Raw genomic sequence first — 23,764 nt, forward strand, 5'->3', positions numbered from 1 at the left:
AGCCGCTCGGCTTGCTTTGGTTCCAGCGGAACCGTTGGCGGGCCCGAACGTTAGACACTGTCTATCTCCTTCCCGTAATTGGACAATTTCGCGACATCGGTTTGATGTTTGCGTGCAAAGTACGTGCCGAATGGATCTTTTCGCTCAAGCTAAAGCCCTGGGAATTCAAACCGAATTCCTGGATGGCCAGGGTAATCGCCGTGTGACAGACGCGGCCGCCCTCAAAATTATCCTGGATGCCCTGCCGCCGCAGGCGCCGGGACCGCTGGTCGGCCACCCGGTCGTGGTCCGGTCCGGACGGCCGTCGCGAACCGAACTCCCCACAGCCACGCTCCCGGCGGAGTGGAAAATCGTTGCGGATTCAGGAGTTATCGCCAAGGGCGAGAGCTCGGATCATGCCGTCGACTGGCCCAGGGACCTGCCGCTCGGCATCTACCGGCTGCAGTTGAGCGATGCCGCGAGAGTCGAGGATGTGCCGCTGATTTCGGCGCCGGAACGGGCGTTTGGCGGCGAGTTCGACCGCTGCTGGGTGCTCGCGGCCCAGCTTTACGGCGTCCGCTCGGCGCGCAATTGGGGCATGGGCGACTTCACCGACCTCGCAAGCCTGATCGAACTCGCCGACCATCTCGGGGCCGACGGCGTCGGTCTCAATCCCTTGCATGCCCTGTTCGACGATCGCCCGGGCGATTGCAGCCCGTATTCGCCAAACAGCCGGTTGTTTCTCAACGCGCTTTACATCGACGTCGAAAAGCTTCCCGAATATCAACCCGATTCCGAAACCCGCAAGGCGCTGGCGCCATTGCGGGCTGGCGACGTCGTCGATTATGTCGGTGTCGCCGGTTTGAAATGGCGCGCGCTTCGTTCAGCCTTTGCTGCCTTCAAGGCCAATGCCAACCCGACCCGCCGGCAGGATTTCGACAAATTCCGCGCCGAGCGCGGTACCTTGCTGTCGCACTTTGCCTGCTTCGAGGCACTCCGGCACAAATTCGGCAAGCCGTGGTGGGAATGGCCGGAAGAGTGGCGGCAGCCGGACGACGCCAGATGCGCCGCATTGCGCGAGGGCGCGGACGCCGGCGAAATCGAATTCGTCGAATTCGTGCAATGGACCGCGGACCGGCAGCTCGGCGCGGCCAGCGATCTGGCGAAGAAGCTCGGCATGAAGGTCGGGCTCTATCTCGACGTCGCGGTCGGCGTGCAGGCAGACGGGTTCGATGCCTGGAACGAACAGGTCGCGATCTCTCGCCATCTCGGCGTCGGCGCGCCACCCGATCCGCTCAACACCGCCGGCCAGACCTGGGGCCTTGCCGGCTTCAATGCGGCAGGGCTCGAGCGGCAGTCCTTTGCGCCGTATCGCGACATGCTGCGCGCCTCGATGCGGCACGCCGGCGCGATCCGGCTGGATCATGTGCTCGGGCTGAAGCGGCTCTATCTGGTGCCGCAAGGCTTCACCGCACGCGACGGCGTCTATGTGCAGATGCCATTCGAGGCGCTGCTCGCGGTAACCGCGCTGGAAAGCCTCGCGCATCGCTGCGTCGTGATCGGCGAAGACCTCGGCACCGTGCCGGAAGGGTTTCGCGACCAGATCGCCGATTGGGGCATCTGGTCGTATCTCGTGATGATGTTCGAGCGCGACGACCGCGGATCGTTCCGCAGCATCGATCATTACCTGACCAACGCGCTCGTCACCTTCAACACCCATGATCTCTCGACCTATGCCGGCTGGCGTTCGTTCGGCGATCTCAAGCTGAAGCGTTCGCTCGGGATCGATCCGGGCGAGAGCGACGATGCGCGCTGGCACGCGCTTGCCATGCTGGACGACGTGCTGCGGCATCACGCCATCTACCGCAACGATCTCTATTCGGTCGCGAATTTCCTGGCACGGACCAAATCGCGGCTGCTCGCGGTCTCGCTGGAGGATCTGCTTGGGTTGGTCGACCAGCCCAATATCCCCGGCACCGTCAACGAGCATCCGAACTGGCGGCGGCGGCTTCCGGTGTCGATCGAGGAGATGACGTCCACGGTCGACGTCGCCGCACTCAAGGCGGCAACCCATGAGCGGTCGCGCGCCGCGATCTGACGAGTTCGAGGAGGAAGGCAGAGCGGGATGACAGTTGGAAGAAATGCCATTCCGCTCTGGCGGTGAATCACCTTGTCGTGCCGGATCGAAGACTACGGGTTGATCGGCGATTGCGAGACCGCGGCACTGGTCGGCCGCGACGGATCGATCGACTGGCTATGCTGGCCGGCCTTCGATTCCGACGCCTGCTTTGCAGCCCTTCTCGGCAGCCATAAGCACGGCCGCTGGCTGATCGCCCCGGTGGGGGAGATCACCGGCACCTCGCGCCACTATTGGGGCGACACCCTGATCCTGCACACGCGGTTCGAGACCGCTGACGGCGCGGTCGAGCTGATCGACTTCATGCCGCCGCGCGGCAACGCCTCCGACGTGGTGCGGCTGGTGCGCGGCGTGCGCGGGCGGGTCAGGATGCACATGCAGTTGGTCATCCGCTTCGGCTTCGGCACCGATATTCCCTGGGTCAAGAAGACCGAGGACGGCTCCGCGTTGCTCGCGATTTGCGGGCAGGACATGACGGTGTTGCGCACCCCGGTGGAAACGCGCGGGGAGGACCTGACGACGGTCGCCGATTTCGAGGTCGGCGAGGGCGATACCGTCCCCTTCGTGCTCACCTACGGCCCTTCGCATCTGCCGGTGCCCAAGCCGATCGATCCTGCCTATGCCTTGCAGGATACCGAAGCGTTCTGGACCGAGTGGAGCAACCGTTGCACCTATGAGGGCGACTACCGCGATCTCGTGATGCGCTCCCTGATCACGCTGAAGGCGCAGACCTATGCGCCGACCGGCGGCATCGTCGCTGCGCCGACGACCTCGCTGCCTGAAAAGCTCGGCGGCGCCAGGAATTGGGATTATCGCTTCTGCTGGCTGCGCGACGCCACCTTCACGCTGCTGGCGCTGATGAACTCGGGCTATACCGAGGAAGCTTCCGCCTGGCACCATTGGCTGTTACGGGCGGCGGCGGGTTCTCCCGCCAACATGCAGATCATGTATGGCATCATGGGCAACCGGCGTCTCCTGGAATGGGAGGCCACGTGGTTGCCGGGCTATGAAGGCGCACGTCCCGTGCGGGTCGGCAACGCCGCGCATGCGCAACTGCAGCTCGACGTCTACGGTGAATTGATCGACGCCTTTCACCAGTGGCGCGTGGCCAAGCTCGAAATGGATGAAACGAGCTGGGCGCTGGAATGCGCGGTGCTGCAGCACCTCGCCGGACGGTGGGACCAGCCGGACCACGGCATCTGGGAGCGCCGCGGCGCCGGCAGGCATTATGTCTCGTCGAAGGTGATGACCTGGGTCGCGTTCGACCGCGGCATCAAGAGCGCCGAGACGTTCGGCTTCAAGGCGCCGCTTGTGAAGTGGCGGGTGCTGCGCGACGCCATTCACGCCGACGTCTGCGCGAAGGGCTTTGACGCCGAGCTGAACGCGTTCGTCGAGTCATACGGCTCAAAAATGCTCGACGCGAGCATCCTGTTGCTGCCGTCAGTGGGATTTCTGCCGCCGGAGGACCCCCGCGTGCGCGGTACGCTTGTCGCGGTCGAGCAGCATCTGATGCGGGGCGGGTTTGTGCTGCGGCACGACCCGCGGGAAGTCCCGGCGGAGAAACAGCCGGCCGAAGGTGCGTTCCTCGCCTGCACGCTCTGGCTTGCGGACGCGTATGTGCTGGCGGGCGAATTCGGCAAGGCGCAGGAGTTGTTCGCCCGCGTCGTCGCAGTCGCCAACGACCTCGGCCTCTTGGCCGAGGAGTACGATACGGTGGCCGGTCGCCAGACCGGAAATTTTCCGCAGGCGCTGACGCATATCGCGCTGATCAACACCGCGCAGAACCTCAGCGTGGCGAAGAAGTCGACCGAGAAGCCCGCGATGCAGCGATCTAAATAGCGGGAGCTTCTCTTCCGCCATTTCGGGGCGCGCGAAGCGCGAGTCCGTAGGGTGGGCAAAGGCGCGCGAGCGCCGTGCCCACCATTTTTCGCCTTGCTCGAAATGGTGGGCACGCTTCGCTTTGCCCACCCTACGATCATGGATGCGACAAATCGACTTGTCGGGCAAATCACTTCGGATTTTCAGAAATCATGTCAAGCGCAGGAATCAAAAATATTTCGCTTAACGTGCAGGGCAAATCAGTCGCATAACTCCGCCCGTCTCACCCATTGAGGGGCGCTCGCGATCGTCACGAACGTGCGGTGAGATGCGATGGACGCGGAAGGCGCAGGACGTAGGTGCCCGACGCGTACGGCGAAGTCGTGTGGTCCTGATGTCGCGGTGCTGGCATGAAGTTCTTTGAGAAGCGAAAGCTTCTCGGGGGCGACGGTGGCAAAAGAGCCGTTCACCGGGGAGAGCACGAAGTAAGCCGTAAAGCCATTGCGCAGGGAAGGCCGGGATGCTCCCGCTGTACCTGTATGCTCGTGTGCGTTTTCCTTTGCACACGAGACCGCGGGTGCAGCCAGCACCCGGTCTTCCCTGCGCCCTCTAAATAATAAGAGGGCGGGAAAAGAAGATGCAAACCTCGGGCGAGATGCGCCGCGAGATCGCGAAGCTATTTCCACGTCATTGCGAGCGGAGCGAAGCAATCCATTGTCACCTCATACGCGGAAAGATGGATTGCTTCGCTGCGCTCGCAATGACGATTCGGAGACAGCGGTGATTGAACCGAGAAGCCGCAGCGTACTGGATGCCTCGCATGCACGGAGTGTCTTGCCTATCCGAGCCGCAGCACGGTCTCGATCGCCGCCGCAAATCCGTCGCGCTCGTTGCTGTCGGTCACGTGCGTCGCGTGCTTTTTGATGCCTTCGGCCGCATTGCCCATCGCAAACGAAACGCCGCTTCGGGCAAACATCGGAAGATCGTTCTCCATGTCGCCGATGGTCGCGACCGCTGCCGCCGGAATGCCGAGCCACCTGATCATGGCATCCACGAAGGTGCCCTTGTCGTGACCGGGCGGCGTGACGTCGAGATAATAGGTCTGCGAGCGAACCGCGACGGCCTCCCGGCCGAGCGCCTCTCGCATTGCCACCTCGCAGCGCTGCAACAGCTCAGCATCCGAGCTGGCACCGACGATCTTGCAGGTCTCTGCGAGATGCGGCGTGAAGTCGGCGACGATGGTCGGATCGGCCTTGATGGCCAGCTTCTCGTGCGGGACGTACTCGCCGTCCGGATTGCGCGTGTACCAGCGCTGATTGGTGAACAGCCAGATATCGACGCCGAAGGCATTGAGCACATCGAGGCTGCGCTGCGCCACGGCCGAGCCGATCAGATGCTGCTCGATCGGTTTGAGCCCGGCATCGACGATCGAGCTGCCGTTGAAGGCGCCGACGGGAAGCGTGATCGAAAGCGGCTCGATCAGAAAGCCCATGCCGATGGTCGGCCGGCTGGAGACGATGGTGAAGCCGATGCCGGCCGCATGCAGCTTGCGAACGGCTGCCTTGGCGCCATCGGTCAGGATCTTGTCGTGCGTCAACAGAGTGCCGTCGACGTCGGAAACAACGAGCGCGATACGTGTCATTGGGGGACCAGGTTCAATTGACCGACGATGTCATCCACGATGTTCTCGACCGGGGCATCGATCGATACAATGATCGGCCGCTCGCCCGCGCCCGGCGGCTCCAGCGTCCTGAATTGGCTGGCGAGCAGGCCTGGCGGCATGAAATGTCCCTTGCGGGCGGCAAGCCGGGCCGCGATCAGGTCCTGCGTTCCGTCGAGAAAAACAATACGGACAGCGTCGCGGCCGTGCACGAGAATGTCGCGATAGGCGCGCTTCAATGCCGAGCAGGCGATCACGGCGTGCTCGCCGGCCGCCGAGAGACGGTCGATCTCGTCGGCGATTGCCCGCAGCCACGGCCCGCGGTCCTCGTCGGTCAGCGGGTGGCCGGCGCTCATCTTCGCAACATTGGCTGGCGGGTGAAACCGGTCGCCGTCCTCGTAGCGCCAGCCGAGGCGTCTTGCGAGACGATCGGCGATGGTGCTCTTGCCCGAACCGGAAACGCCCATCACCACCAGCGCGCTGGGAGTCCTATCGCCCACCAAAATCCTCCGGAAGCGCATCCCGGTCCACCAGCCAGATCGTTTCGCCGGTGGATCGCGCACGGTTGGCAGGCAGGTTCTCGCGTGCCAAGAGGCGCGTCAAGACCGCATGCTTCTCGGCGCCGGCAATCTCGAACAGCATTTCGCGGCAGGAGGCAAGGGTGGGCAGCGTGAGGGTGACCCGCGGGACGAATGGCTCGACAGTCGCGCGTGGCACGCCGACAACCCAGCGCGCGGTCTCATCGAGCGCGGGATCGCCGGGAAACAGCGATGCGGTGTGGCCATCGGGACCTACACCCATCAACACGACATCGAACAGGGGGCGGGCTTGATCGAGTGCGTCTGCCCCATAGAACGATTGCAGCTCCCGTTCGTAAAGCGCGGCGCAGCGGTCCGGATTGGTCGGGTCGGCGGTCGCGGTCGGAATCGGATGGATGTTTGCCGCCGGCGCGCAGCTATCCAGAAAAAGCTCTCGCGCCATGCCCATGTTGTTGAGCGGATCGTCGGCCGGCACGAAGCGCTCGTCGCCAATGAACCAGTGCACGCGCTGCCACGGGATCCGGCTGCGATAGGCATCGGTCGCGAGCAATTGATAAAGCTGTCTGGGGTTGGAGCCGCCGGTCAGGCAAATCGCAACGCGGCCGCTATTGGCCTCGATCCTGGCGAGCACGCGATCGGCCGCGGCCTCGGCCAGTGCGGCCGGATCGGCGACCGCGATCACGCGGCGATTGTCGTTCGCTGTCATCGCTCACCCGAGCTTTCGCCAGCTTCGGCCGTCGCGGGTCAACAATTCGTTCGCTTCCTGCGGCCCTTCGCTGCCGGCCTTGTAGGTCTGCAAGCCCTCGGCCCCTGCCTTCTTCCAGGCGTCGAGGAATGGTTGCACCGCCTTCCAGCCGGCCTCGACACTGTCGGCGCGCTGGAACAGGATGTTGTCGCCGGTCATGCAGTCATGGATCAGCGTCTCGTAGCCGGTCGAAGGCTCCGCCTTGAAGTAATCCTTGTAGCGAAACTTCATCTCGACGCCGTCGATAAGGATCGAGGGGCCGGGCACCTTGGTGTTGAACTGCAGCGCGATGCCTTCGTTCGGCGCGACCCCGATCACGAGGTAATTCTGCGCCAGCCGTTCGACCGGCGTGCAGTTGAACATCGCGAACGGCGCCTGCTTGAACTTGATCGCGACTTCGGTGCGCTTGACGCCGAGCGCCTTGCCGGTGCGCAGGTAGAAGGGAACGCCGGCCCAGCGCCAATTGTCGATGATCAGTTTCAGCGCCACATAGGTTTCGGTCGTACTGCCGGCCGCGACGTCCTCGATCTTGCGGTAGTCGGCGATCTCGGCACCTCCGATCCGGCCGGCCAGATATTGGCCGCGCACCGAATTCCGCAGCGCCTCGGCCTCGCTCTGCGGCTGGATCGCGGCGAGCACATCCGCTTTTTCTCCGCGCACGGAATGCGCGTCGAACCGGATCGGCGGCTCCATTGCGACCAGTGACAGCAGTTGAAACAGATGGTTTGGCACCATGTCGCGCAGCGCGCCGGTCTGGTCGTAAAAGCTGCCGCGGTGGCCGACGCCGAGCTGTTCGTTGACCGTGATCTGGACATGGTCGATATGGTTGCGATTCCAGATCGGCTCGAACATGCCGTTGGCGAAGCGCAGCACCAAAATGTTCTGCACCGTTTCCTTGCCGAGATAGTGATCGATCCGGTAGATCTCGTGCTCGTCGACGAGCTTTAGCAATTCGCCGTTCAGCGCCTTCGCGGAAGCGAGGTCGGTGCCGAACGGCTTTTCCACGACCAGCCGCCGCCACGCGCCGTTCTCGGCCAGCATGCCGGTGCGGCCTAGCTCGCGGCTGATCGGCAGGAAGGCGTTGGGCGGGGTTGCCAAGTAGAACAGGCGGTTGCCGCCGGTGTTTCGCGCGGCCTCCAACTCGCCGAGCTGCTTGCTCATCGCGTCGAACGAAGCCGGATCCTTCGGATCGGCTTCGATGCAGGTCAGGCAGTCCAAAAGACGACGCGAAATCGCGTCCTCCACCGGCCGGGTCGCGAACTGGCGCAGGCCCTTCATCAGGCTGTCGCGCAGCCTGTCGTTGGTCATGCCCTTGCGAGCGACGCCGACCAGGCAGAACCTATCCGGCAGGAGATCGCTGGCGGCGAGATTATAGAGGGCAGGGACGACCAGCCGGTGCGTGAGGTCGCCGGTGACGCCGAAAATGACGAAGGAGCAGGGATCGGGCTTCTTCTGTGTTGTTTGACCGACCGCCATGACCGCTCACGCCTTCGAAGTGGGCTTCTTCGGCGGCTCCTTGTGGCCGCCGAAACCGGCCCGCATCGCGGAAAGAATCTTTTCCGCAAAGGTGTGGTCCTTGCGCGAACGGAAGCGCGCATAGAGCGCCGCCGTCAGCACTTCGGCCGGCACAGCTTCGTCGATCGCCGCGTTGACCGTCCAGCGGCCTTCGCCGGAATCCTCGACAAAGCCGGAGTAGGTGTCGAGCGTCTGGTTTTCCGCAAGCGCCGAAGCGGTGAGATCGAGCAGCCAGGAGGGGATCACGCTGCCGCGCCGCCACACCTCGGCAATGTCGGCCATGTCGAACTCGAAACGATGCTCCGGCGGCAGCGCGTCGATGTTGGCATTCTTCAGGATATCAAACCCTTCGGCATAGGCCTGCATCAGGCCGTACTCGATGCCGTTATGGATCATCTTGACGAAGTGTCCGGCGCCGGACGGCCCGGCATGGATATAGCCCTGCTCGACGCGCGGGTCGCGGCCCTCGCGTCCCGGTGTGCGCGGAATGTCGCCCGCGCCCGGCGCCAGCGTCTTGAAGATCGGATCGAGCCGGTCGACCACCATCTTGTCGCCGCCGATCATCATGCAATAGCCGCGCTCGATGCCCCAGACGCCGCCGCTGGTGCCGACGTCGAGGTAGTGCAGGCCTTTTGCCTTCAGCGCCGCGCCGCGGCGGACGTCGTCCTGCCAGAACGTGTTCCCGCCATCGATGATGACGTCGCCGGGCTGCATCAGCTTTACCAATGCCTCGATGGTCGTCTCGGTGATCTTGCCTGCCGGGAGCATTACCCAGGCGGTGCGAGGCTTCTCCAGCTTCGACACGAAATCTTCCAGCGTGTCAGCGCCGGTTGCGCCTTCCGCTGCGAGTGCGGCGACCGCCTTGGCGTCCTTGTCGTAGACCACGGCGGTGTGGCCATTCTTCATCAGCCGGCGGACGATGTTGCCGCCCATCCGGCCGAGGCCGATCATGCCGAGTTGCATACCCTGACTTCCTTAACTGATCGCCTCTGCGATCGCAGCATCGAGCGCAGACAGCCCCGACCCGAGATCGCCCTTGAGATGGACACGCAGCGCACACCTGCCGCGTTCGGTGAGTACGTCGAAATCGCCGCGCGCCTGCGCCGCCTTGATGATGCCGAAACTCGCTTTCTGTCCGGGCACCGGCAAATCCTCGGCATCGTCGGCCGTGATCTGCAGGAACACGCCGCTGTCGGGACCGCCCTTGTAGGCCTGGCCGGTCGAGTGCAGGAAGCGCGGGCCGAATTCGGCGCAGGTCGCCAGATGATGCTTGTCGCGCACCGCAAGCCGCATCTTTTGCAGCGAGCCGATCGTGCCGGGATTACGCGCGATGTAAGCGAGCAGGGCGACATAGTCGCCATCGTCGGAGCGCGAAAGATGCGCTTTGATCCAGGAGCCGAGCGTGCCGTCGGCGCCGGCCTTGCGCAACTCGGCCGCATTGTGCTCGTCGGTGTAAAGATCAGCCTCGTCGGTCGAAATCACCGGCTCCTCCGTCGGCAGCGATCCGGTCTTCTCGAACGCACGCGTCAACTCGCGCGTCTTGATCTTGGCCGCTTCCACATCGGGCTGGTTGAACGGATTGATGCCGAGGATCGCACCTGCGACGGCGGTCGCCATCTCAAACCGGAAAAACTCCTGTCCGATATGGTCGATCGACTTCATGACGATGCGAACCACGGGATGTCCGGCCGCCTCGAGTGCCTTGAGCCGATCATCATGCGAAGCGTCGTCCTCGCCCTCGGTCCGGATATCGATGAAGAAGCGGTCGTCGCCATAAAGCGAGGGGTCGCCGAGCGGCTCGCCGTCGATCGGGATCAGGCCCTTGCCCTCCTTGCCGGTGGATTCGGCGATCAGTTGCTCAGCCCAGGCGCCGAAATCCGCGACCTTCTCCGACGAGGAGATCGTCACCTTGTCGCGGCCGTCGAGGCCGGCAAGGCCCATCGCCAGTCCGAGCTGCACGCCCGGATTTTCGTGCGGCGGCACGTCGGCGCCGCAGGAGCGTACCATCGCGAGCGCGTGCGTGATCAGGCTGCGGACGTCAATGCCGGCGGCAGCCGCCGGCACCAGTCCGAACGGCGACAGCACCGAATAGCGTCCGCCGATTGTGGGATCGCCATGGAAGATGCGGGCAAAGCCTTGGCTGATCGCGACCTTCTCCAGGGACGAGCCGGGATCGGTGACCGCGATGAAGCGATGGCCGGCCTTGTCCTTGCCGATGGTCCTGGCGACGCGATCGAAGAAGTAATCCTTCATCACATTCGGCTCGGTGGTGCCGCCGGACTTGCTGGAGACGATGAACAGCGTGTGGGCGAGGTCGACGGACTCCTCCATCGCCTGCACCTGCGCGGGATCGGTGGAATCGAGCACATGCAGCTTCGGGAAACCGGATTTCCTGGCAAACGTCTCTGCCAGCACCTCCGGCCCGAGGCTCGATCCGCCCATGCCGAGCACGACCGCGTCGCTGAAATTCTGCCCCTTCACGCGGCGGGCAAAATCCTCGTAGTCGGCAATGTTGGCAGCGGCCGCGCTGTTCAGCCAGCCCAGCCATTTGTTCTCGTCGTCGCCGGTCCAGACCGACTTGTCTTTTTGCCACAGCCTTCGGATTTTGGCCGACGCGCGCCACTCCTCGGTGCTCTTCTCGACGGCCTTGCCGATGCCATCGCCGAACGCGAATTGCTGCCGGTCGATGCCGCCGCCGAGCGAGGTCGCGCGCTTGTATGCGACCGCGCCGTAGAGCTTGTCGGCAGAGTCCGCGAACAGCTTGACGCCGTCCTTGACCAGCTCGGCCGTGATGGCGTCGAGCGAGATGCCGGATTTTTCGAGCTCCTCCAGCACGCGGCGCGCGTCGTCGACATTCTCCTCGAGGCTGTCTCTCAGCTTGCCATGGTCGCGGAATGCATCGAGCGTTGCCGGCGGCACGGTGTTGACGGTATTGGGACCGATAAGCTCCTCGACATACAGCACGTCGCTGTAGTCCTTGTTCTTGGTGCCGGTGGAGGCCCACAACAGCCGCTGCGGCCTGGCGCCCCTGGCGGCAAGCTTCTCCCACCGGGGGCCGGCAAACAGCCGCTTGTAGTCCTGATAGGCGAGCTTGGCGTTGGCGATGGCGACCTTGCCCTTCAGCGCGCTCAGCCGCTCCTTCTCACCGGGGTCATTGGCCCTCGCGATCTTCTCGTCGAGTTGCTTGTCGACCGCAGTATCGATGCGACTGACGAAGAAAGACGCAACGCTGGCGATGTGAGAGGGATCGCCGCCCTTGGCGACGTATTTTTCCAGGCCCGCGATGTACGCCTCCGCCACCTCGCGATAGACGTCTTGCGAAAACAGCAGTGTGATGTTGATGCTGATGCCTTCGCCGATCAGGTGTTCGATCGCGGGCAGGCCTTCCGGCGTGGCCGGCACCTTCACCATCAAGTTCTGACGCTTGACGTCCTTCCAGAGCCGTTGGGCTTCCGCAATGGTCCCCTCGGTATCCGTTGCCAGATAGGGCGAGACCTCAAGGCTGACGAAGCCGTCGTTTCCGTTTAAATGGTCGTACACCGGGCGCAGCACATCGGCGGCGTTCTGGATGTCTTCGACGGCGAGCGCCTCGAACAGGTCGGCGACGGGGCGGTCGCCCGCTTTCAGGGCGTGGCTGATGGCACCATCATATTCGTCCGAGCTGCCGATCGCCTTTTCGAAGATCGAGGGATTCGACGTCACGCCCTTGACACCGTCGGTATCGATCAGCGCCTTGAGGTCGCCCTTGGCGACGAAGCCGCGGGCGAGGAAGTCGAGCCAGACTGCCTGGCCATGGTTTTCGAGTGCTTTGACGGGATTCATGGTGCCTGTTCTGTTCGATCGGTCGATTTTTGGGCTTCCGGCAGCTTTCGGGGGCAGGGCCGGAAAGTCAACATTTGGTTGGGCGTGCAGCGGCGCGGAATGGGGCTGTCCGGGACGATAACGCCAGCGGCTCCGGTTCGATCCCGGAAAAGTCCGTTCTTACCCGCCGAGATACTGGCGGATCGGTCGAACCAGCGTTCGGTATGGCGACGCGGACGGCCCCATTGCACGAAGTCGTGAAGGAGAACGTCATGAGCCGTCGTTTCTCGCCTCCGGGCTGTCTCGCGATTTCGTGCGGCCTGGATCAGAACACCAGAAATATTCAGCGCGATGGAGCGGCGAAAGTGCGGCGTCCAAATTGTCCAAATGAGCGATCGATGTGAATTGTTCACGTCAATCAGCGACGCCTCACGGCCTCAGGTAAAGATAACCCTGCGATTGCAACTCGGCGATCCGCACCACGCCGCCGCGGTCGGCGGCAATGAAGCCCGGCAGCAAATCGTCCAGCGCGACATTTTGAGATTTCATGGTGTTGCCGCAGGCAGCGAGTTCGATTCCGGCCTTGGAGAATTGACCGACACGCCGGGAAAGGTCGGGATTGACGGAAGCCGAATGAAACGCCCGCAGCGCCTGGCCGTGAACCACCAGCGCGATCGTGACATGGTCGGGACCGCCGACCCCATCGAGATGATTCTGGATGTTGCCGAGCACGAAATTGACCTTGTCGAGATCGTTGAGGTGATAAACCACTTTCAATTTTGCCGTAGGTGCTGCTTCGCTCGCCGCACTGGCGCGAGAGGCAGCAAAGACTGCACTGAGCGCCGAAATCGCGCCCCACAGGATATTGCGTCGGTGCATGCGTCCTCCCAGCTCGAATTCCTTCCAGCTTGAACAATGTGTCTTCTATTTGCGCCGGAGCGCCGCAAGTTCCTTGCGGTCGGTCACGAGCTCGGCGCATTCGCGCAAGTCCGCGCGATCGACACGGAAAATCTTGTCGTCGGCGCCGGCAATCAGATCGTTGCTGGCATCGTCGTCGGCTTTGTTGCGCTCCCAGATCCTGATCCGCTCCAGCCGGATCAGCGCGGATCTATCATCCTTCATCGCCACTTCAATGCCGCCGCCTTCGCAATCGATGCTGCAGCCGAGACGAATTTCGCCGCCGGTGTTTTCGGCGACAATGTGATTGCAATAGCCGCTGGAATCGAAATTGCCCGCGCGGTGGCGATATTTGAAACCGAGACGGAAGGAATAATTGACGGTCTTGTCCTCCGGCGCGTCTTCGGCCGTCACCAAAAGCTTCATTGCGCCGGCCTTCTGCTTCGGATGCTGCGTCAGATGGTTGGCGTCATAACGACGCACGAAGCAGGCATACGTCTTTTGGGTGAGCGGGCCGCCGAACATTCGGGCGTCGAATGCGCTGGCTTTGGCCTTGTCGACACCGTCCTGGGCGTGACTGGCATTGGCTCCGACGAGGGAGGCAGCGGCGGTGACGATCCAGAGATGTTTCATGGCAGACTCGGATTAAACGCGCGGCATATTACTTTAGTTGCAGGTGGCGCCGGGTGCGTTCAAACGCTCAGGTCGGCGACTGGCCTGACGGATATTTGGCCATTTTGCGTCAGCGCGGCCCGCCCAAAGCCCTGAATGCGCGATAAATGCGGCGTTTACCCCCCGTTCAGAGCCCCGGGATTGCAGCGTTTGCCGCCTTCGCCTTGCCCGGGCCGAAGCAGATTCGAGCCCCGCGCCTGCTCACAATCCTTAAAAAACCCCTTACATATTGCTCAGTACTTCCCCGGTGAAAAATGTTGCTGCCCGGCTACAACGCGAGCGAAATGGCACCGTATCTTTACGAGGTAGAGGCCCTTAGCATGAGTATTGCATTGCATTGTGAAGCCGCTCACGTGTCCAATCGTCATATGTGCTGACGGTGATTCGCGAACGGAAGCTGTGACGCTCCGATACTGGAACCCTAGTGGTGCGTCCGGCATTTACAGGTGACCATGGAGAGACGGATCATGTACAACGATTCTCTGTTCAATGCTTTCGCCCGGTCCTTCGAAGCTCGAAGTCAAGCCGACATGTCGATGGCGGAATATCTCGAGTCGTGTCGAAACGATCCGATGCGATATGCCAATGCGACCGAACGACTACTAGCTGCGATCGGCGAGCCCCAGATGATTGACACGGCCAAGGACCCTCGCCTTGGCCGTATCTTTTTGAATCGCACGATGCGGCTCTATCCGGCCTTCGCGGGCTTCTACGGCATGGAAGACACGATCGAGCGCCTCGTCGGGTTCTTCCGCCACGCAGCTCAAGGCCTCGAAGAGCGCAAGCAGATCCTTTATCTGCTCGGGCCCGTCGGCGGCGGAAAATCCTCGCTCGCCGAGCGCCTCAAGTCGTTGATGGAAGTCCACCCCATCTACGTGCTGAAGGCCGGCGACGAACTCAGCCCCGTGTTCGAAAGCCCGCTCAGCCTGTTCGATCCGGATTCGCTCGGGCCGATGCTGGAGGAGAAGTACGGCATTCCGCGCCGCCGCCTCAGTGGTCTGATGAGTCCGTGGTGCTACAAGCGCCTTGAAGCGTTCGGTGGCGACATCTCGCAATTCCGCGTCGCCAGGATCCAGCCGTCGCGGCTGCGGCAGATCGCGATCGCAAAGACCGAGCCTGGCGACGAAAACAACCAGGATATCTCGTCACTGGTCGGCAAGGTCGACATCCGCAAGCTGGAGACCTTCGCCCAGAACGATCCCGACGCCTACAGCTATTCGGGCGGCCTCAATCGCGCCAACCAGGGCATTCTCGAATTCGTCGAGATGTTCAAGGCGCCGATCAAGATGCTGCATCCGCTGCTGACGGCGACGCAGGAGGGCAACTATATCGGGACCGAGAATATCGGTGCGATCCCCTTCACCGGCGTCATTCTCGCCCACTCCAACGAGGCCGAATGGACAAGCTTCAAAGCCAACAAGAACAATGAGGCGTTCATCGACCGCATCTGCGTCATCAAGGTGCCGTACGTCCTGCGGGTTGCCGAAGAACAGAAGATCTACGAGAAGCTGATCCAGAGCTCCGAACTGGCCACGGCCCCGTGCGCCCCGGCCACGCTGGAAACCATGGCGCGCTTCTCGGTGATGTCGCGGTTGCGCAAGCACGAGAATTCCACCTTGTTCGCCAAGATGCGGATCTACGACGGTGAAAGCCTGAAGGAGTCGGATCCGAAGGCGCGCAGCGTTCAGGAATACAAGGACGCTGCCGGCGTCGATGAAGGCATGGACGGCGTTTCGACCCGCTTCGCCTTCAAGGTTCTCGCCGCGACCTTCAACCACGACACCAACGAGGTCGGTGCCGACGCGGTCCATCTGATGTACACGCTGGAGCAGGCGATCCGGCGCGAGCAGCTTCCCGACGAAGTCGAGAAGCGTTACCTCGAATTCATCAAGGCGGAACTGGCGCCGCGCTACGCCGAATTCATCGGGAACGAGATCCAGAAGGCCTATCTCGAATCCTATGCGGATTACGGCCAGAACCTGTTCGATCGCTATGTCGATTATGCCGATGCCTGGATCGAGGATCAGGACTTCAAGGACCCGGACACCGGACAACTGCTCGATCGTGACCTGCTCAATCAGGAGCTGACCAAGATCGAAAAGCCGGCCGGCATTGCCAATCCCAAGGACTTCCGCAACGAGGTCGTCAAGTTCTCGCTGCGGTCGCGCGCCCAGAACAGCGGCAAGAATCCGGCGTGGACCAGCTACGAGAAGATCCGGGAAGTGATCGAGAAGCGGATATTCTCCCAGGTCGAGGATCTGTTGCCCGTGATTTCCTTCGGCTCGAAGAAGGACGGTGACACCGAAAAGAAGCATGACGACTTTGTCGCGCGCATGGTCGAGCGCGGCTATACCGAGCGGCAAGTCCGCAGGCTGGTCGAGTGGTACATGCGCGTAAAACAGGCTGGTTGAGGCGGATGAAAACGTGGCTATTCACATCGTCGACCGGCGCCTGAATCCAGGCAGCAAGAGTCTTGAGAATCGCCAGCGCTTTCTGCGCAGGGCCAAGGCGCTGGTCCAGGGAGCTGTGAAGAAATCGTCGCAGAGCCGGGACATCAAGGATGTCCTGGAAGGCGGCGAGGTCAGCGTCCCGATCGACGGTATGGACGAGCCGCGTTTTCGCCGCGAAGGCGGCACGCGCGACATGGTGCTGCCTGGAAACAAGAAGTTCGTCGAAGGCGATATCCTGCCGCGGCCAAACCAGAGCGGCGGCAAGGGAAGAGGAGCGGGCGAGGGCGACAGCGAAGATACGTTCCGCTTCGTTCTCAGTCGCGACGAGTTTGTCGACCTGTTCCTGGACGACCTGGAATTGCCTGATCTTGCCAAGCGAAAGCTGGCTGAGGTGGAGAGCGAAGGCATTCGCCGGGCCGGTTACACAACATCCGGATCGCCTGCCAACATCTCGGTGAGCCGAACGGTAAGTCGCGCTCTGGCGCGGCGCGTTGCGCTACGGCGACCGAGGCGGGAGGTGCTGGAGGCCCTCGAAGCGGAGCTTTTGGATTGCAGCGAGGAGCGTCGCGCCGAGCTCATGGCCGAGATCGAGGCCCTGAAGGCAAAGATGCGCCGCATCCCGTTCATCGATCCGATCGACATCCGGTACCGGCGTTTCGAGACGGTACCGAAGCCTGTGGCGCAGGCCGTGATGTTCTGCCTGATGGACGTCTCCGGTTCGATGACCGAGCATATGAAGGATCTCGCCAAGCGCTTCTATATGCTGCTCTACGTTTTCCTGAAGCGGCGCTATCGGCACGTCGAGATCGTTTTCATCCGGCATACCGACCGGGCCGAAGAGGTCGACGAGCAGACGTTCTTTTACGGCCCGGCTTCCGGCGGCACGCTGGTGTCAAGCGCGTTGCAGGCGATGCATGACATTGTGCGGTCGCGGTTCCGGCCGGCGGACTGGAACATCTACGCTGCACAGGCTTCCGACGGGGACAATTCCTACTCGGACGGCGAAGTCGCGAGCCGGCTCCTCACCGACAATATCCTGCCGGTCACCCAGTTTTTTGCCTACCTGGAAGTCGGCCAGGAAAACGGCCTGTCCTACGAAATGCCCAATTCGGCGCTCTGGACCCTTTACGAGGGCTTGCGTGCGAATGGTGCGCCGCTGTCGATGCGCAAGGTCAACGAGCGCAGCGAGATATTCCCGGTGTTTCACGATCTCTTCCAGCGCCGTGGCCAGCAGGAAAGGACCGGGTCATGACCACGACCGACCAGTTGCTGTTTGAGGGGGCCGACTGGGATTTCCGGACGCTACAGCGGATCTGCGATGCCTGCGAGCAGATTGCGCGGGACGAATTGGGGCTCGACGTCTACCCCAACCAGATCGAGGTCATTACCGCCGAGCAGATGCTGGATGCCTATTCGTCGGTCGGCATGCCTCTGTTCTACAAGCATTGGTCGTTCGGCAAGCACTTTGCCTTTCAGGAGGCGTCCTACCGCAAGGGACTGATGGGTCTGGCCTACGAGATCGTCATTAATTCCTCGCCGTGCATATCCTACCTGATGGAGGAAAACACCGCGACGATGCAGACGCTCGTCATCGCGCATGCCGCGTTCGGCCACAATCACTTCTTCAAGAACAACTATCTGTTCAAGCAATGGACCGATGCCGACGGCATTCTCGACTATCTCGAATTCGCCAAGCGCTATGTGGCGCACTGCGAGGAGCGCCATGGCCGGCTGGCGGTCGAGCACACGCTCGACGCCGCGCACGCCTTGATGTCGCACGGCATCGATCGCTATCCCGGCAAGAAGAGCCTCGATCTTCGCGCGGAGGAAAAGCGGGCGGGCAGGCGCCGTGCCCATGAGGAGAGCGCCTTCAACGATCTATGGCGCACCGTTCCCACCGGCCCGGCCAAGAGCGGCGCGGTACTGGACGTCGAACGACGTCGCCAGATGCTCGGTCTACCGCAGGAAAACCTGCTGTATTTTCTCGAGAAGACGGCGCCGCGACTGAAGCCTTGGCAGCGCGAAATATTGCGGATCGTGCGGCACATCGCGCAATACTTCTATCCGCAGAGCCAGACCAAGGTGATGAACGAGGGTACGGCGACCTACGTTCACTATCGCATCATCAGCCGGCTGCACGAGCAGGGGCGGCTGACGGACGGCAATTTCCTTGAATTCCTGCAGTCGCACACCAACGTCGTGTTCCAGCCCGAGTTCGACGATCCGCGCTATTCCGGCTTCAATCCGTATGCGCTGGGATTTGCGATGATGCAGGACATCGAGCGCATCGTCACCAATCCGGAAGCCGAGGACCGCGATTGGTTTCCGGATATCGCCGGGACCGGCGACACGATGGGCGTGTTGCGCGACATCTGGGCCAATTATCGCGATGAAAGCTTCATCAGCCAGTTCATGAGCCCGCGGCTGATGCGGCACTTCCGCATGTTCCATCTGCATGACGATCCGGAGGAGCGCTCCGGCATCCTGGTCGACGCCATCCACGACGAGCGCGGCTACCGCCGGCTACGGCGCGAACTGGCGCGGCAGTACGATGTCGGTTTCATCGACCCGAATATCGAAGTCGTCGATGTCGACCTTGCCGGCGATCGTCGCCTGATGTTGCGCCACACCGTGGTGAAGGGTGCACAGCTCACCGAGGCCGACACCAAGCGCGTGCTGCAGCACCTTGCCGATCTATGGACCTACGACGTGTCTCTCGTCGAGGCCGATGCATCCGGCACGGTCTTGAAGGAGTACGTTGCAAATCCGCGGAAGATCGCCGCAGTAGCGTAGCTACCGCAGGCTGGCGTTGATCTTTTCCAGCGCCGCCGAGCCGGGGCACAAATCCTTGGCTTCCAGCGTGTTGAGCGGCGTCTCGACGGTGTCGAGATGGGTGTGGAGGTCTTCCGCGTCCGGATCGACATAGAGCAACCCGGTGACGACCTGGCCCTTGGCGGCGTGTTTCTGCAGGAAGGTCATGGCGGCCAGACGGTCGTTGGCGTCGTAGTCGGCGTCGATCTTGCGCAGCGCCAGCCGCGTGCCGTCGTGCTGCTCGACCACCTGCACCGTGCCCGGCGCATATTCGACCGTGATCGGGTCGCGGCCGGTGAGCACGTCGAGGCGGTTCACCGCATCGTTGTGCTCGCGGACATAGTCAAAGCTCTTGGTCGAGCCGGCGTGATTGTTGAAGGCGATGCAGGGACTGATGACGTCGATGAACGCCGCGCCCTTGTGCCGGATCGCGGCTGCGATCAGCGGCACGAGTTGGCTCTTGTCGCCGGAGAAGCTGCGCGCCACGAAGCTCGCGCCCAATTGCAGCGCGATCGCCACCAGGTCGATGGCGTTGTCGGTGTTCATCACACCCTTTTTCGACTTCGAGCCGCGATCGGCGGTCGCCGAAAATTGCCCCTTGGTCAGGCCGTAGACGCCGTTGTTCTCGACGATGTAGGTCATGTTGACGGCGCGCCGGATCGAATGCGCGAACTGGCCGAAGCCGATCGAGGCGCTATCGCCGTCGCCGGAGACACCGAGATAGATCAGATCGCGATTGGCGAGGTTGGCGCCGGTCAGGACCGACGGCATCCGGCCGTGCACCGAATTGAAGCCGTGCGAATTGCCGAGGAAATAGTCCGGCGTCTTCGACGAGCACCCGATGCCGGAGATCTTCGCCACCCGGTGCGGCTCGATCGACAGCTCATAGCAGGCCTCGATGATCGAGGCGGTGATCGAGTCGTGGCCGCAGCCGGCGCACAGGGTCGAAACTTTCCCCTCGTAATCCCGGTGGGTGTAGCCGAGTTCGTTCTTCGGCAGGCCCGGATGCTGGAATTTCGGCTTTGCAATGTAGGTCATGACACGGCCTTGCGGAGGGGGGTCACTTTCAGATGATCCTGGTGGTCGCCGATCGCATTTGCGATGAAACGAGCGGTGATCGGGGTGCCGTCATAGTGCAGGATCGGCACCAGCCGGACCGGATCGATGCCGTTCTCGTTGACGATCAACTGCCGCAACTGGCCGTCGCGGTTCTGCTCGACCACGTACACGAAATCATGATCGGCAATGAAGCTCGCAACGCTGGAGTGGAACGGGAAGGCGCGGATGCGCAGGCGGTCGAGCTGATGCCCGCGCGCTTCCAATATCCCGATCGCCTCGTCCATCGCGGGTGAGGTCGAGCCGAAATAGATCACGCCGTATTTGGTCGGCTTGGCGGCGTTGGCCTGCAGCGGCCGCGGCACCATGTCCTGCGCGGTCTCGAACTTGCGCACCAGCCGCTGCATGTTGTCGGCGTAGATGGCGCCTTCCTCCGAATAGCGCGCGTAACGGTCGCGCGAGGTGCCGCGGGTGAAGAACGAGCCTTTGGTCGGATGCGTGCCGGGATAGGTGCGGTAGGGGATGCCATCGCCGTCGACATCGAGATAGCGGCCGAAATCGCGCCCCGGTTCATCGAGCATTTCCGCAGTCATCACCTTGCCGCGGTCATACTGCCTGGCGTCGTCCCACTTCAGCGGGCGGCAGAGGCGGTGGTTCATGCCGATGTCGAGGTCGAGCATCAGGAAGATCATGGTTTGCAGCCGCTCGGCGAGATCGAATGATTGTGCGGCGAACTCGAACGCTTCGGCCGGGTCTTCCGGGAACAGCAGAACGTGCTTGGTGTCGCCGTGCGAGGCATAGGCGCAGGCGATGATGTCGCATTGCTGGGTACGCGTCGGCATGCCCGTCGAGGGGCCGGCGCGCTGGATGTTCATGATCACGGCCGGAATTTCCGCGAAGTAGGACAGGCCGATGAATTCAGTCATCAGGGAAATGCCGGGGCCGGAGGTTGCGGTGAAGGCGCGCGCGCCGTTCCAGGAGGCCCCGATCACGATGCCGATGGATGCGAGCTCATCCTCGCCTTGCACGATCGCGTATTTCGCCTTGCCCGTCTCAGGGTCGTGCCGCAGTTTCTTGCAGTGACTCGTGAAGGCTTCCGCCACCGACGACGACGGCGTGATCGGATACCAGGCGCAGACGGTGGCGCCGCCATAGACCGCCCCTAGCGCCGCCGCGCTGTTGCCTTCCATGAAGATGCGGTCGCCGACCTTGTCGGACTTCTTCACTTGCAAACCGATCGGGCACTTCAGGTTCTGCAGTGCCCAGTCGCGGCCGAGATGCAGCGCGTGGACATTCGACGACAGCAGTTTTTCCTTGCCCTTGTACTGTTCGCCGATCAGTTGCTCGACCAGCTTGGGATCGAGATCGAGCAGGGCGCAGAGCGCGCCGAGATAGATGATGTTCTTGAAGAGCTGGCGCTGGCGCGGATCGGTATAGGTCGAATTGGTGATTGCGGTCAGCGGCACGCCGATCACGGTGATGTCGGCGCGGAATTTCGACGACGGCATCGGTTTTGTCGAATCGTAGAACAGATAGCCGCCGGGCTCGATCGAGGCGACGTCCTTGTCCCAGGTCTGCGGGTTCATCGCCACCATCAAATCGACGCCGCCGCGGGCGCCGAGATGGCCGGCCTCCGTCACGCGCACCTCATACCAGGTCGGAAGCCCCTGGATGTTCGAGGGGAAGATATTGCGCGGTGAGACCGGAACGCCGTGGCGCAGGATCGAGCGCGCGAACAGTTCGTTGGCGCTGGCTGAACCCGAACCGTTGACGTTGGCGAAGCGGACGACGAAGTCGTTTACGCTGCTGATCGGGCTTTTGACTGACATGTTGATCCCGCGTAAGTCATATCGATGAGGTATTTTTGCATGTCCCAGGCGCCGGTCGGACAACGCTCGGCGCACAGCCCGCAATGCAGGCAGACGTCTTCATCCTTCACCATGACGCGGCCGGTCTTGAGCCCTTCGGCGACATAGAGCGCCTGGTCGTGATGCGGCGACGGCGCTTTCAGCCGCTGCCGCAGGTCGTCCTCCTCGCCGTTCTCTGTAAACGTGATGCAATCCATCGGGCAGATGTCGACGCAGGCGTCGCATTCGATGCAGGCGGGCGCCGAGAATATGGTCTGCACGTCGCAGTTCAGGCAGCGCTGCGCCTCGCCGAGCGCGAGCTTGACGTCATAGCCGAGCTCGACCTCCGCCTTGATGTCCTTTAGCGCGATCACCTTGTCGCGATGCGGCACCTTGAAGCGCTTGTCGCCGGAGATGTCGTTGTCGTAACTCCACTCGTGGATGCCCATCTTCTGCGAGAAGACGTTTACCTCGGGCAGCGGACGCTCGTTGATGTCCTCGCCTGAGAGCATCTTGTGGATCGACAGCGCCGCGTCGTGGCCGTGCGCCACCGCCCAGATGATGTTCTTCGGACCGAACGCCGCGTCGCCGCCGAAGAACACTTTCGGATTGGTCGATACGAAGGTGTTGGGATCGACCTGCGGCATGTTCCATTTGTCGAACTCGATGCCGCAGTCGCGCTCGATCCAGGGGAACGCGTTCTCCTGGCCGACGGCGACCAGCACGTCGTCGCAAGGGATGGTCTGGTTCGGCTCGCCCGAGGGCACCAGATTACGACGGCCCTTGGCGTCGTATTCGGCCTTCACCTTCTGGAAGGTAACGGCGATCAGCTTGCCGCTTACATGCTTGAATGCCACCGGCACCATGTAATTGAGGATCGGAATATCCTCGTGAAGGGCGTCTTCCTTCTCCCAGGGGCTTGCCTTCATCTCCTCGAAGCCGGAGCGCACGATCACTTTGACGTCCTCGCCGCCGAGTCGGCGCGCGGTGCGGCAACAATCCATCGCGGTGTTGCCGCCGCCGAGCACGATCACGCGGCGGCCGATCTTCTCGACATGGCCGAACGAGACCGATGCCAGCCATTCGATGCCGATATGGATATTGCCAGCCGCTTCCTTGCGGCCGGGGATGTCGAGTTCGCGGCCGCGCGGCGCGCCGGAGCCGATAAAGATCGCGTCGTAGTTCTCGTTGAGCAGCTTCTTCAGGCTGTCGACGCGGTGGCCGCCCTTGAACTCGACGCCGAGGTCGAGGATGTAGCCGGTTTCCTCGTCGATGACGGTGTCAGGCAGGCGGAACTTTGGAATCTGGCTCCGCATCATGCCGCCCGCCTTGGGATCGGAATCGAACACAGTGCAGTGATAGCCGAGCGGTGCGAGGTCCCGCGCCACCGCAAGCGACGCAGGCCCGCCGCCGACCAGTGCGATGCGCTTGCCGTTCTTCGCCGATGGCCTCGGCATGCGGTGCTTGACGTCGTCCTTGAAGTCGGCGGCAACGCGCTTCAGGCGGCAGATCGCAACCGGGTTTTCCTCGACGCGGCCGCGCCGGCAGGCGGGCTCGCATGGACGATCGCAGGTGCGCCCCAGAATTCCGGGAAACACATTCGATTTCCAGTTGATCATGTAGGCGTCGCTATAACGCCCCTCGGCAATCAAACGGATGTACTCGGGAACCGGGGTGTGTGCGGGGCAGGCCCATTGGCAATCAACCACTTTGTGAAAGTAGTCTGGCGCCGAGATATCAGTCGGTTTCATTCCTACCTTGTCCGCGCAAGCTTAGGAAACGCGGCCTTATTTTGCCTGCGAACGCTTAACGAGCGTTCTTGTGGTTTTTGAATTGG

At 62.5% G+C, this 23,764-nt stretch carries 16 protein-coding genes; 5 read left to right on the top strand and 11 right to left on the bottom strand.

The genetic code is table 11. From position 1 onward, the window contains the following. Nucleotides 1-130: 130 nt before the first annotated feature. On the top strand, nt 131-2,077 hold the full coding sequence (malQ, locus tag LMTR3_RS07135) for a 4-alpha-glucanotransferase (protein WP_065744387.1): 1,947 nt from the start codon (nt 131-133) through the stop codon (nt 2,075-2,077). 72 nt (nt 2,078-2,149) lie between these two features. Then, on the top strand, nt 2,150-3,955 hold the full coding sequence (locus tag LMTR3_RS07140) for a glycoside hydrolase family 15 protein (RefSeq protein WP_065744388.1): 1,806 nt from the start codon (nt 2,150-2,152) through the stop codon (nt 3,953-3,955). 817 nt (nt 3,956-4,772) lie between these two features. Here LMTR3_RS07140 and LMTR3_RS07145 read toward each other — a convergent pair. From LMTR3_RS07145 to LMTR3_RS07180, 8 genes are all read right to left on the bottom strand, one after another. Continuing rightward, entirely contained in the window at nt 4,773-5,576 is an 804-nt protein-coding gene (locus LMTR3_RS07145; RefSeq protein WP_065744389.1) for a Cof-type HAD-IIB family hydrolase, read from the bottom strand. Beyond that, nucleotides 5,573-6,115, bottom strand: a complete 543-nt coding sequence (locus LMTR3_RS07150; RefSeq protein WP_065744390.1) for a gluconokinase — start codon at nt 6,113-6,115, stop codon at nt 5,573-5,575. The genes LMTR3_RS07145 and LMTR3_RS07150 overlap by 4 nt, the downstream gene beginning before the upstream one ends. Continuing rightward, nucleotides 6,084-6,839, bottom strand: coding sequence for a 6-phosphogluconolactonase (gene pgl / locus LMTR3_RS07155; RefSeq protein ID WP_065744391.1), 756 nt, complete (start codon nt 6,837-6,839; stop codon nt 6,084-6,086). Before pgl ends, LMTR3_RS07150 begins: the two co-directional genes overlap by 32 nt. Before the next feature lie 3 nt (nt 6,840-6,842). Further along, nucleotides 6,843-8,354, bottom strand: coding sequence for a glucose-6-phosphate dehydrogenase (gene zwf / locus LMTR3_RS07160; protein WP_065744392.1), 1,512 nt, complete (start codon nt 8,352-8,354; stop codon nt 6,843-6,845). A gap of 6 nt (nt 8,355-8,360) precedes the next feature. Then, nucleotides 8,361-9,356: a phosphogluconate dehydrogenase (NAD(+)-dependent, decarboxylating) gene (gene gnd / locus LMTR3_RS07165; RefSeq protein WP_065744393.1), complete on the bottom strand. Its 996-nt coding sequence runs from the start codon at nt 9,354-9,356 to the stop codon at nt 8,361-8,363. Between the two features lie 12 nt (nt 9,357-9,368). Continuing rightward, entirely contained in the window at nt 9,369-12,215 is a 2,847-nt protein-coding gene (locus tag LMTR3_RS07170; protein ID WP_065744394.1) for a bifunctional transaldolase/phosoglucose isomerase, read from the bottom strand. 408 nt (nt 12,216-12,623) lie between these two features. Next, nucleotides 12,624-13,073 carry a DsrE family protein gene (locus tag LMTR3_RS07175; protein WP_065744395.1) on the bottom strand — a complete coding sequence of 150 codons (450 nt, stop codon included), beginning with the start codon at nt 13,071-13,073 and terminating at the stop codon, nt 12,624-12,626. A 45-nt stretch (nt 13,074-13,118) separates the two neighbouring features. Continuing rightward, nucleotides 13,119-13,724: a hypothetical protein gene (locus LMTR3_RS07180; RefSeq protein WP_065744396.1), complete on the bottom strand. Its 606-nt coding sequence runs from the start codon at nt 13,722-13,724 to the stop codon at nt 13,119-13,121. Between the two features lie 506 nt (nt 13,725-14,230). Here LMTR3_RS07180 and LMTR3_RS07185 point away from each other — a divergent pair. The 3 genes from LMTR3_RS07185 to LMTR3_RS07195 are packed head-to-tail and all read left to right on the top strand — an operon-like array spanning nt 14,231 to nt 19,006. Next, a complete protein-coding gene (locus LMTR3_RS07185; protein WP_065744397.1) occupies nt 14,231-16,174 on the top strand; it encodes a PrkA family serine protein kinase in 1,944 nt (647 codons plus the stop codon). A 19-nt stretch (nt 16,175-16,193) separates the two neighbouring features. Then, nucleotides 16,194-17,465: a YeaH/YhbH family protein gene (locus tag LMTR3_RS07190; RefSeq protein WP_176721832.1), complete on the top strand. Its 1,272-nt coding sequence runs from the start codon at nt 16,194-16,196 to the stop codon at nt 17,463-17,465. Next, complete coding sequence (locus LMTR3_RS07195; protein ID WP_065744399.1) at nt 17,462-19,006, top strand: SpoVR family protein; 1,545 nt, start codon at nt 17,462-17,464, stop codon at nt 19,004-19,006. The genes LMTR3_RS07190 and LMTR3_RS07195 overlap by 4 nt, the downstream gene beginning before the upstream one ends. On the opposite strand, the gene LMTR3_RS07200 is transcribed toward LMTR3_RS07195, so the two are convergent. The 3 genes from LMTR3_RS07200 to LMTR3_RS07210 are packed head-to-tail and all read right to left on the bottom strand — an operon-like array spanning nt 19,007 to nt 23,678. Then, a complete protein-coding gene (locus LMTR3_RS07200) occupies nt 19,007-20,062 on the bottom strand; it encodes a 2-oxoacid:ferredoxin oxidoreductase subunit beta (protein WP_065744400.1) in 1,056 nt (351 codons plus the stop codon). Further along, complete coding sequence (locus LMTR3_RS07205; RefSeq protein WP_065744401.1) at nt 20,059-21,909, bottom strand: 2-oxoacid:acceptor oxidoreductase subunit alpha; 1,851 nt, start codon at nt 21,907-21,909, stop codon at nt 20,059-20,061. The genes LMTR3_RS07200 and LMTR3_RS07205 overlap by 4 nt, the downstream gene beginning before the upstream one ends. After that, complete coding sequence (locus tag LMTR3_RS07210; RefSeq protein ID WP_065744402.1) at nt 21,879-23,678, bottom strand: FAD-dependent oxidoreductase; 1,800 nt, start codon at nt 23,676-23,678, stop codon at nt 21,879-21,881. The genes LMTR3_RS07205 and LMTR3_RS07210 overlap by 31 nt, the downstream gene beginning before the upstream one ends. Nucleotides 23,679-23,764 lie beyond the last annotated feature (86 nt).

Source organism: Bradyrhizobium sp. LMTR 3, assembly GCF_001693485.1.
In the GTDB taxonomy this organism is placed as follows: domain Bacteria; phylum Pseudomonadota; class Alphaproteobacteria; order Rhizobiales; family Xanthobacteraceae; genus Bradyrhizobium.

What these genes read in the sequence shown, in the direction of transcription:
- malQ (WP_065744387.1), top strand. Translation starts at nt 131, where the DNA reads ATGGATCTTTTCGCTCAAGCTAAAGCCCTGGGAATTCAAACCGAATTC.
- LMTR3_RS07145 (WP_065744389.1), bottom strand. Translation starts at nt 5,576, where the DNA reads ATGACACGTATCGCGCTCGTTGTTTCCGACGTCGACGGCACTCTGTTG.
- LMTR3_RS07150 (WP_065744390.1), bottom strand. Translation starts at nt 6,115, where the DNA reads ATGCGCTTCCGGAGGATTTTGGTGGGCGATAGGACTCCCAGCGCGCTG.
- pgl (WP_065744391.1), bottom strand. Translation starts at nt 6,839, where the DNA reads ATGACAGCGAACGACAATCGCCGCGTGATCGCGGTCGCCGATCCGGCC.
- zwf (WP_065744392.1), bottom strand. Translation starts at nt 8,354, where the DNA reads ATGGCGGTCGGTCAAACAACACAGAAGAAGCCCGATCCCTGCTCCTTC.
- gnd (WP_065744393.1), bottom strand. Translation starts at nt 9,356, where the DNA reads ATGCAACTCGGCATGATCGGCCTCGGCCGGATGGGCGGCAACATCGTC.
- LMTR3_RS07170 (WP_065744394.1), bottom strand. Translation starts at nt 12,215, where the DNA reads ATGAATCCCGTCAAAGCACTCGAAAACCATGGCCAGGCAGTCTGGCTC.
- LMTR3_RS07175 (WP_065744395.1), bottom strand. Translation starts at nt 13,073, where the DNA reads ATGCACCGACGCAATATCCTGTGGGGCGCGATTTCGGCGCTCAGTGCA.
- LMTR3_RS07180 (WP_065744396.1), bottom strand. Translation starts at nt 13,724, where the DNA reads ATGAAACATCTCTGGATCGTCACCGCCGCTGCCTCCCTCGTCGGAGCC.
- LMTR3_RS07185 (WP_065744397.1), top strand. Translation starts at nt 14,231, where the DNA reads ATGTACAACGATTCTCTGTTCAATGCTTTCGCCCGGTCCTTCGAAGCT.
- LMTR3_RS07195 (WP_065744399.1), top strand. Translation starts at nt 17,462, where the DNA reads ATGACCACGACCGACCAGTTGCTGTTTGAGGGGGCCGACTGGGATTTC.
- LMTR3_RS07200 (WP_065744400.1), bottom strand. Translation starts at nt 20,062, where the DNA reads ATGACCTACATTGCAAAGCCGAAATTCCAGCATCCGGGCCTGCCGAAG.
- LMTR3_RS07205 (WP_065744401.1), bottom strand. Translation starts at nt 21,909, where the DNA reads ATGTCAGTCAAAAGCCCGATCAGCAGCGTAAACGACTTCGTCGTCCGC.
- LMTR3_RS07210 (WP_065744402.1), bottom strand. Translation starts at nt 23,678, where the DNA reads ATGAAACCGACTGATATCTCGGCGCCAGACTACTTTCACAAAGTGGTT.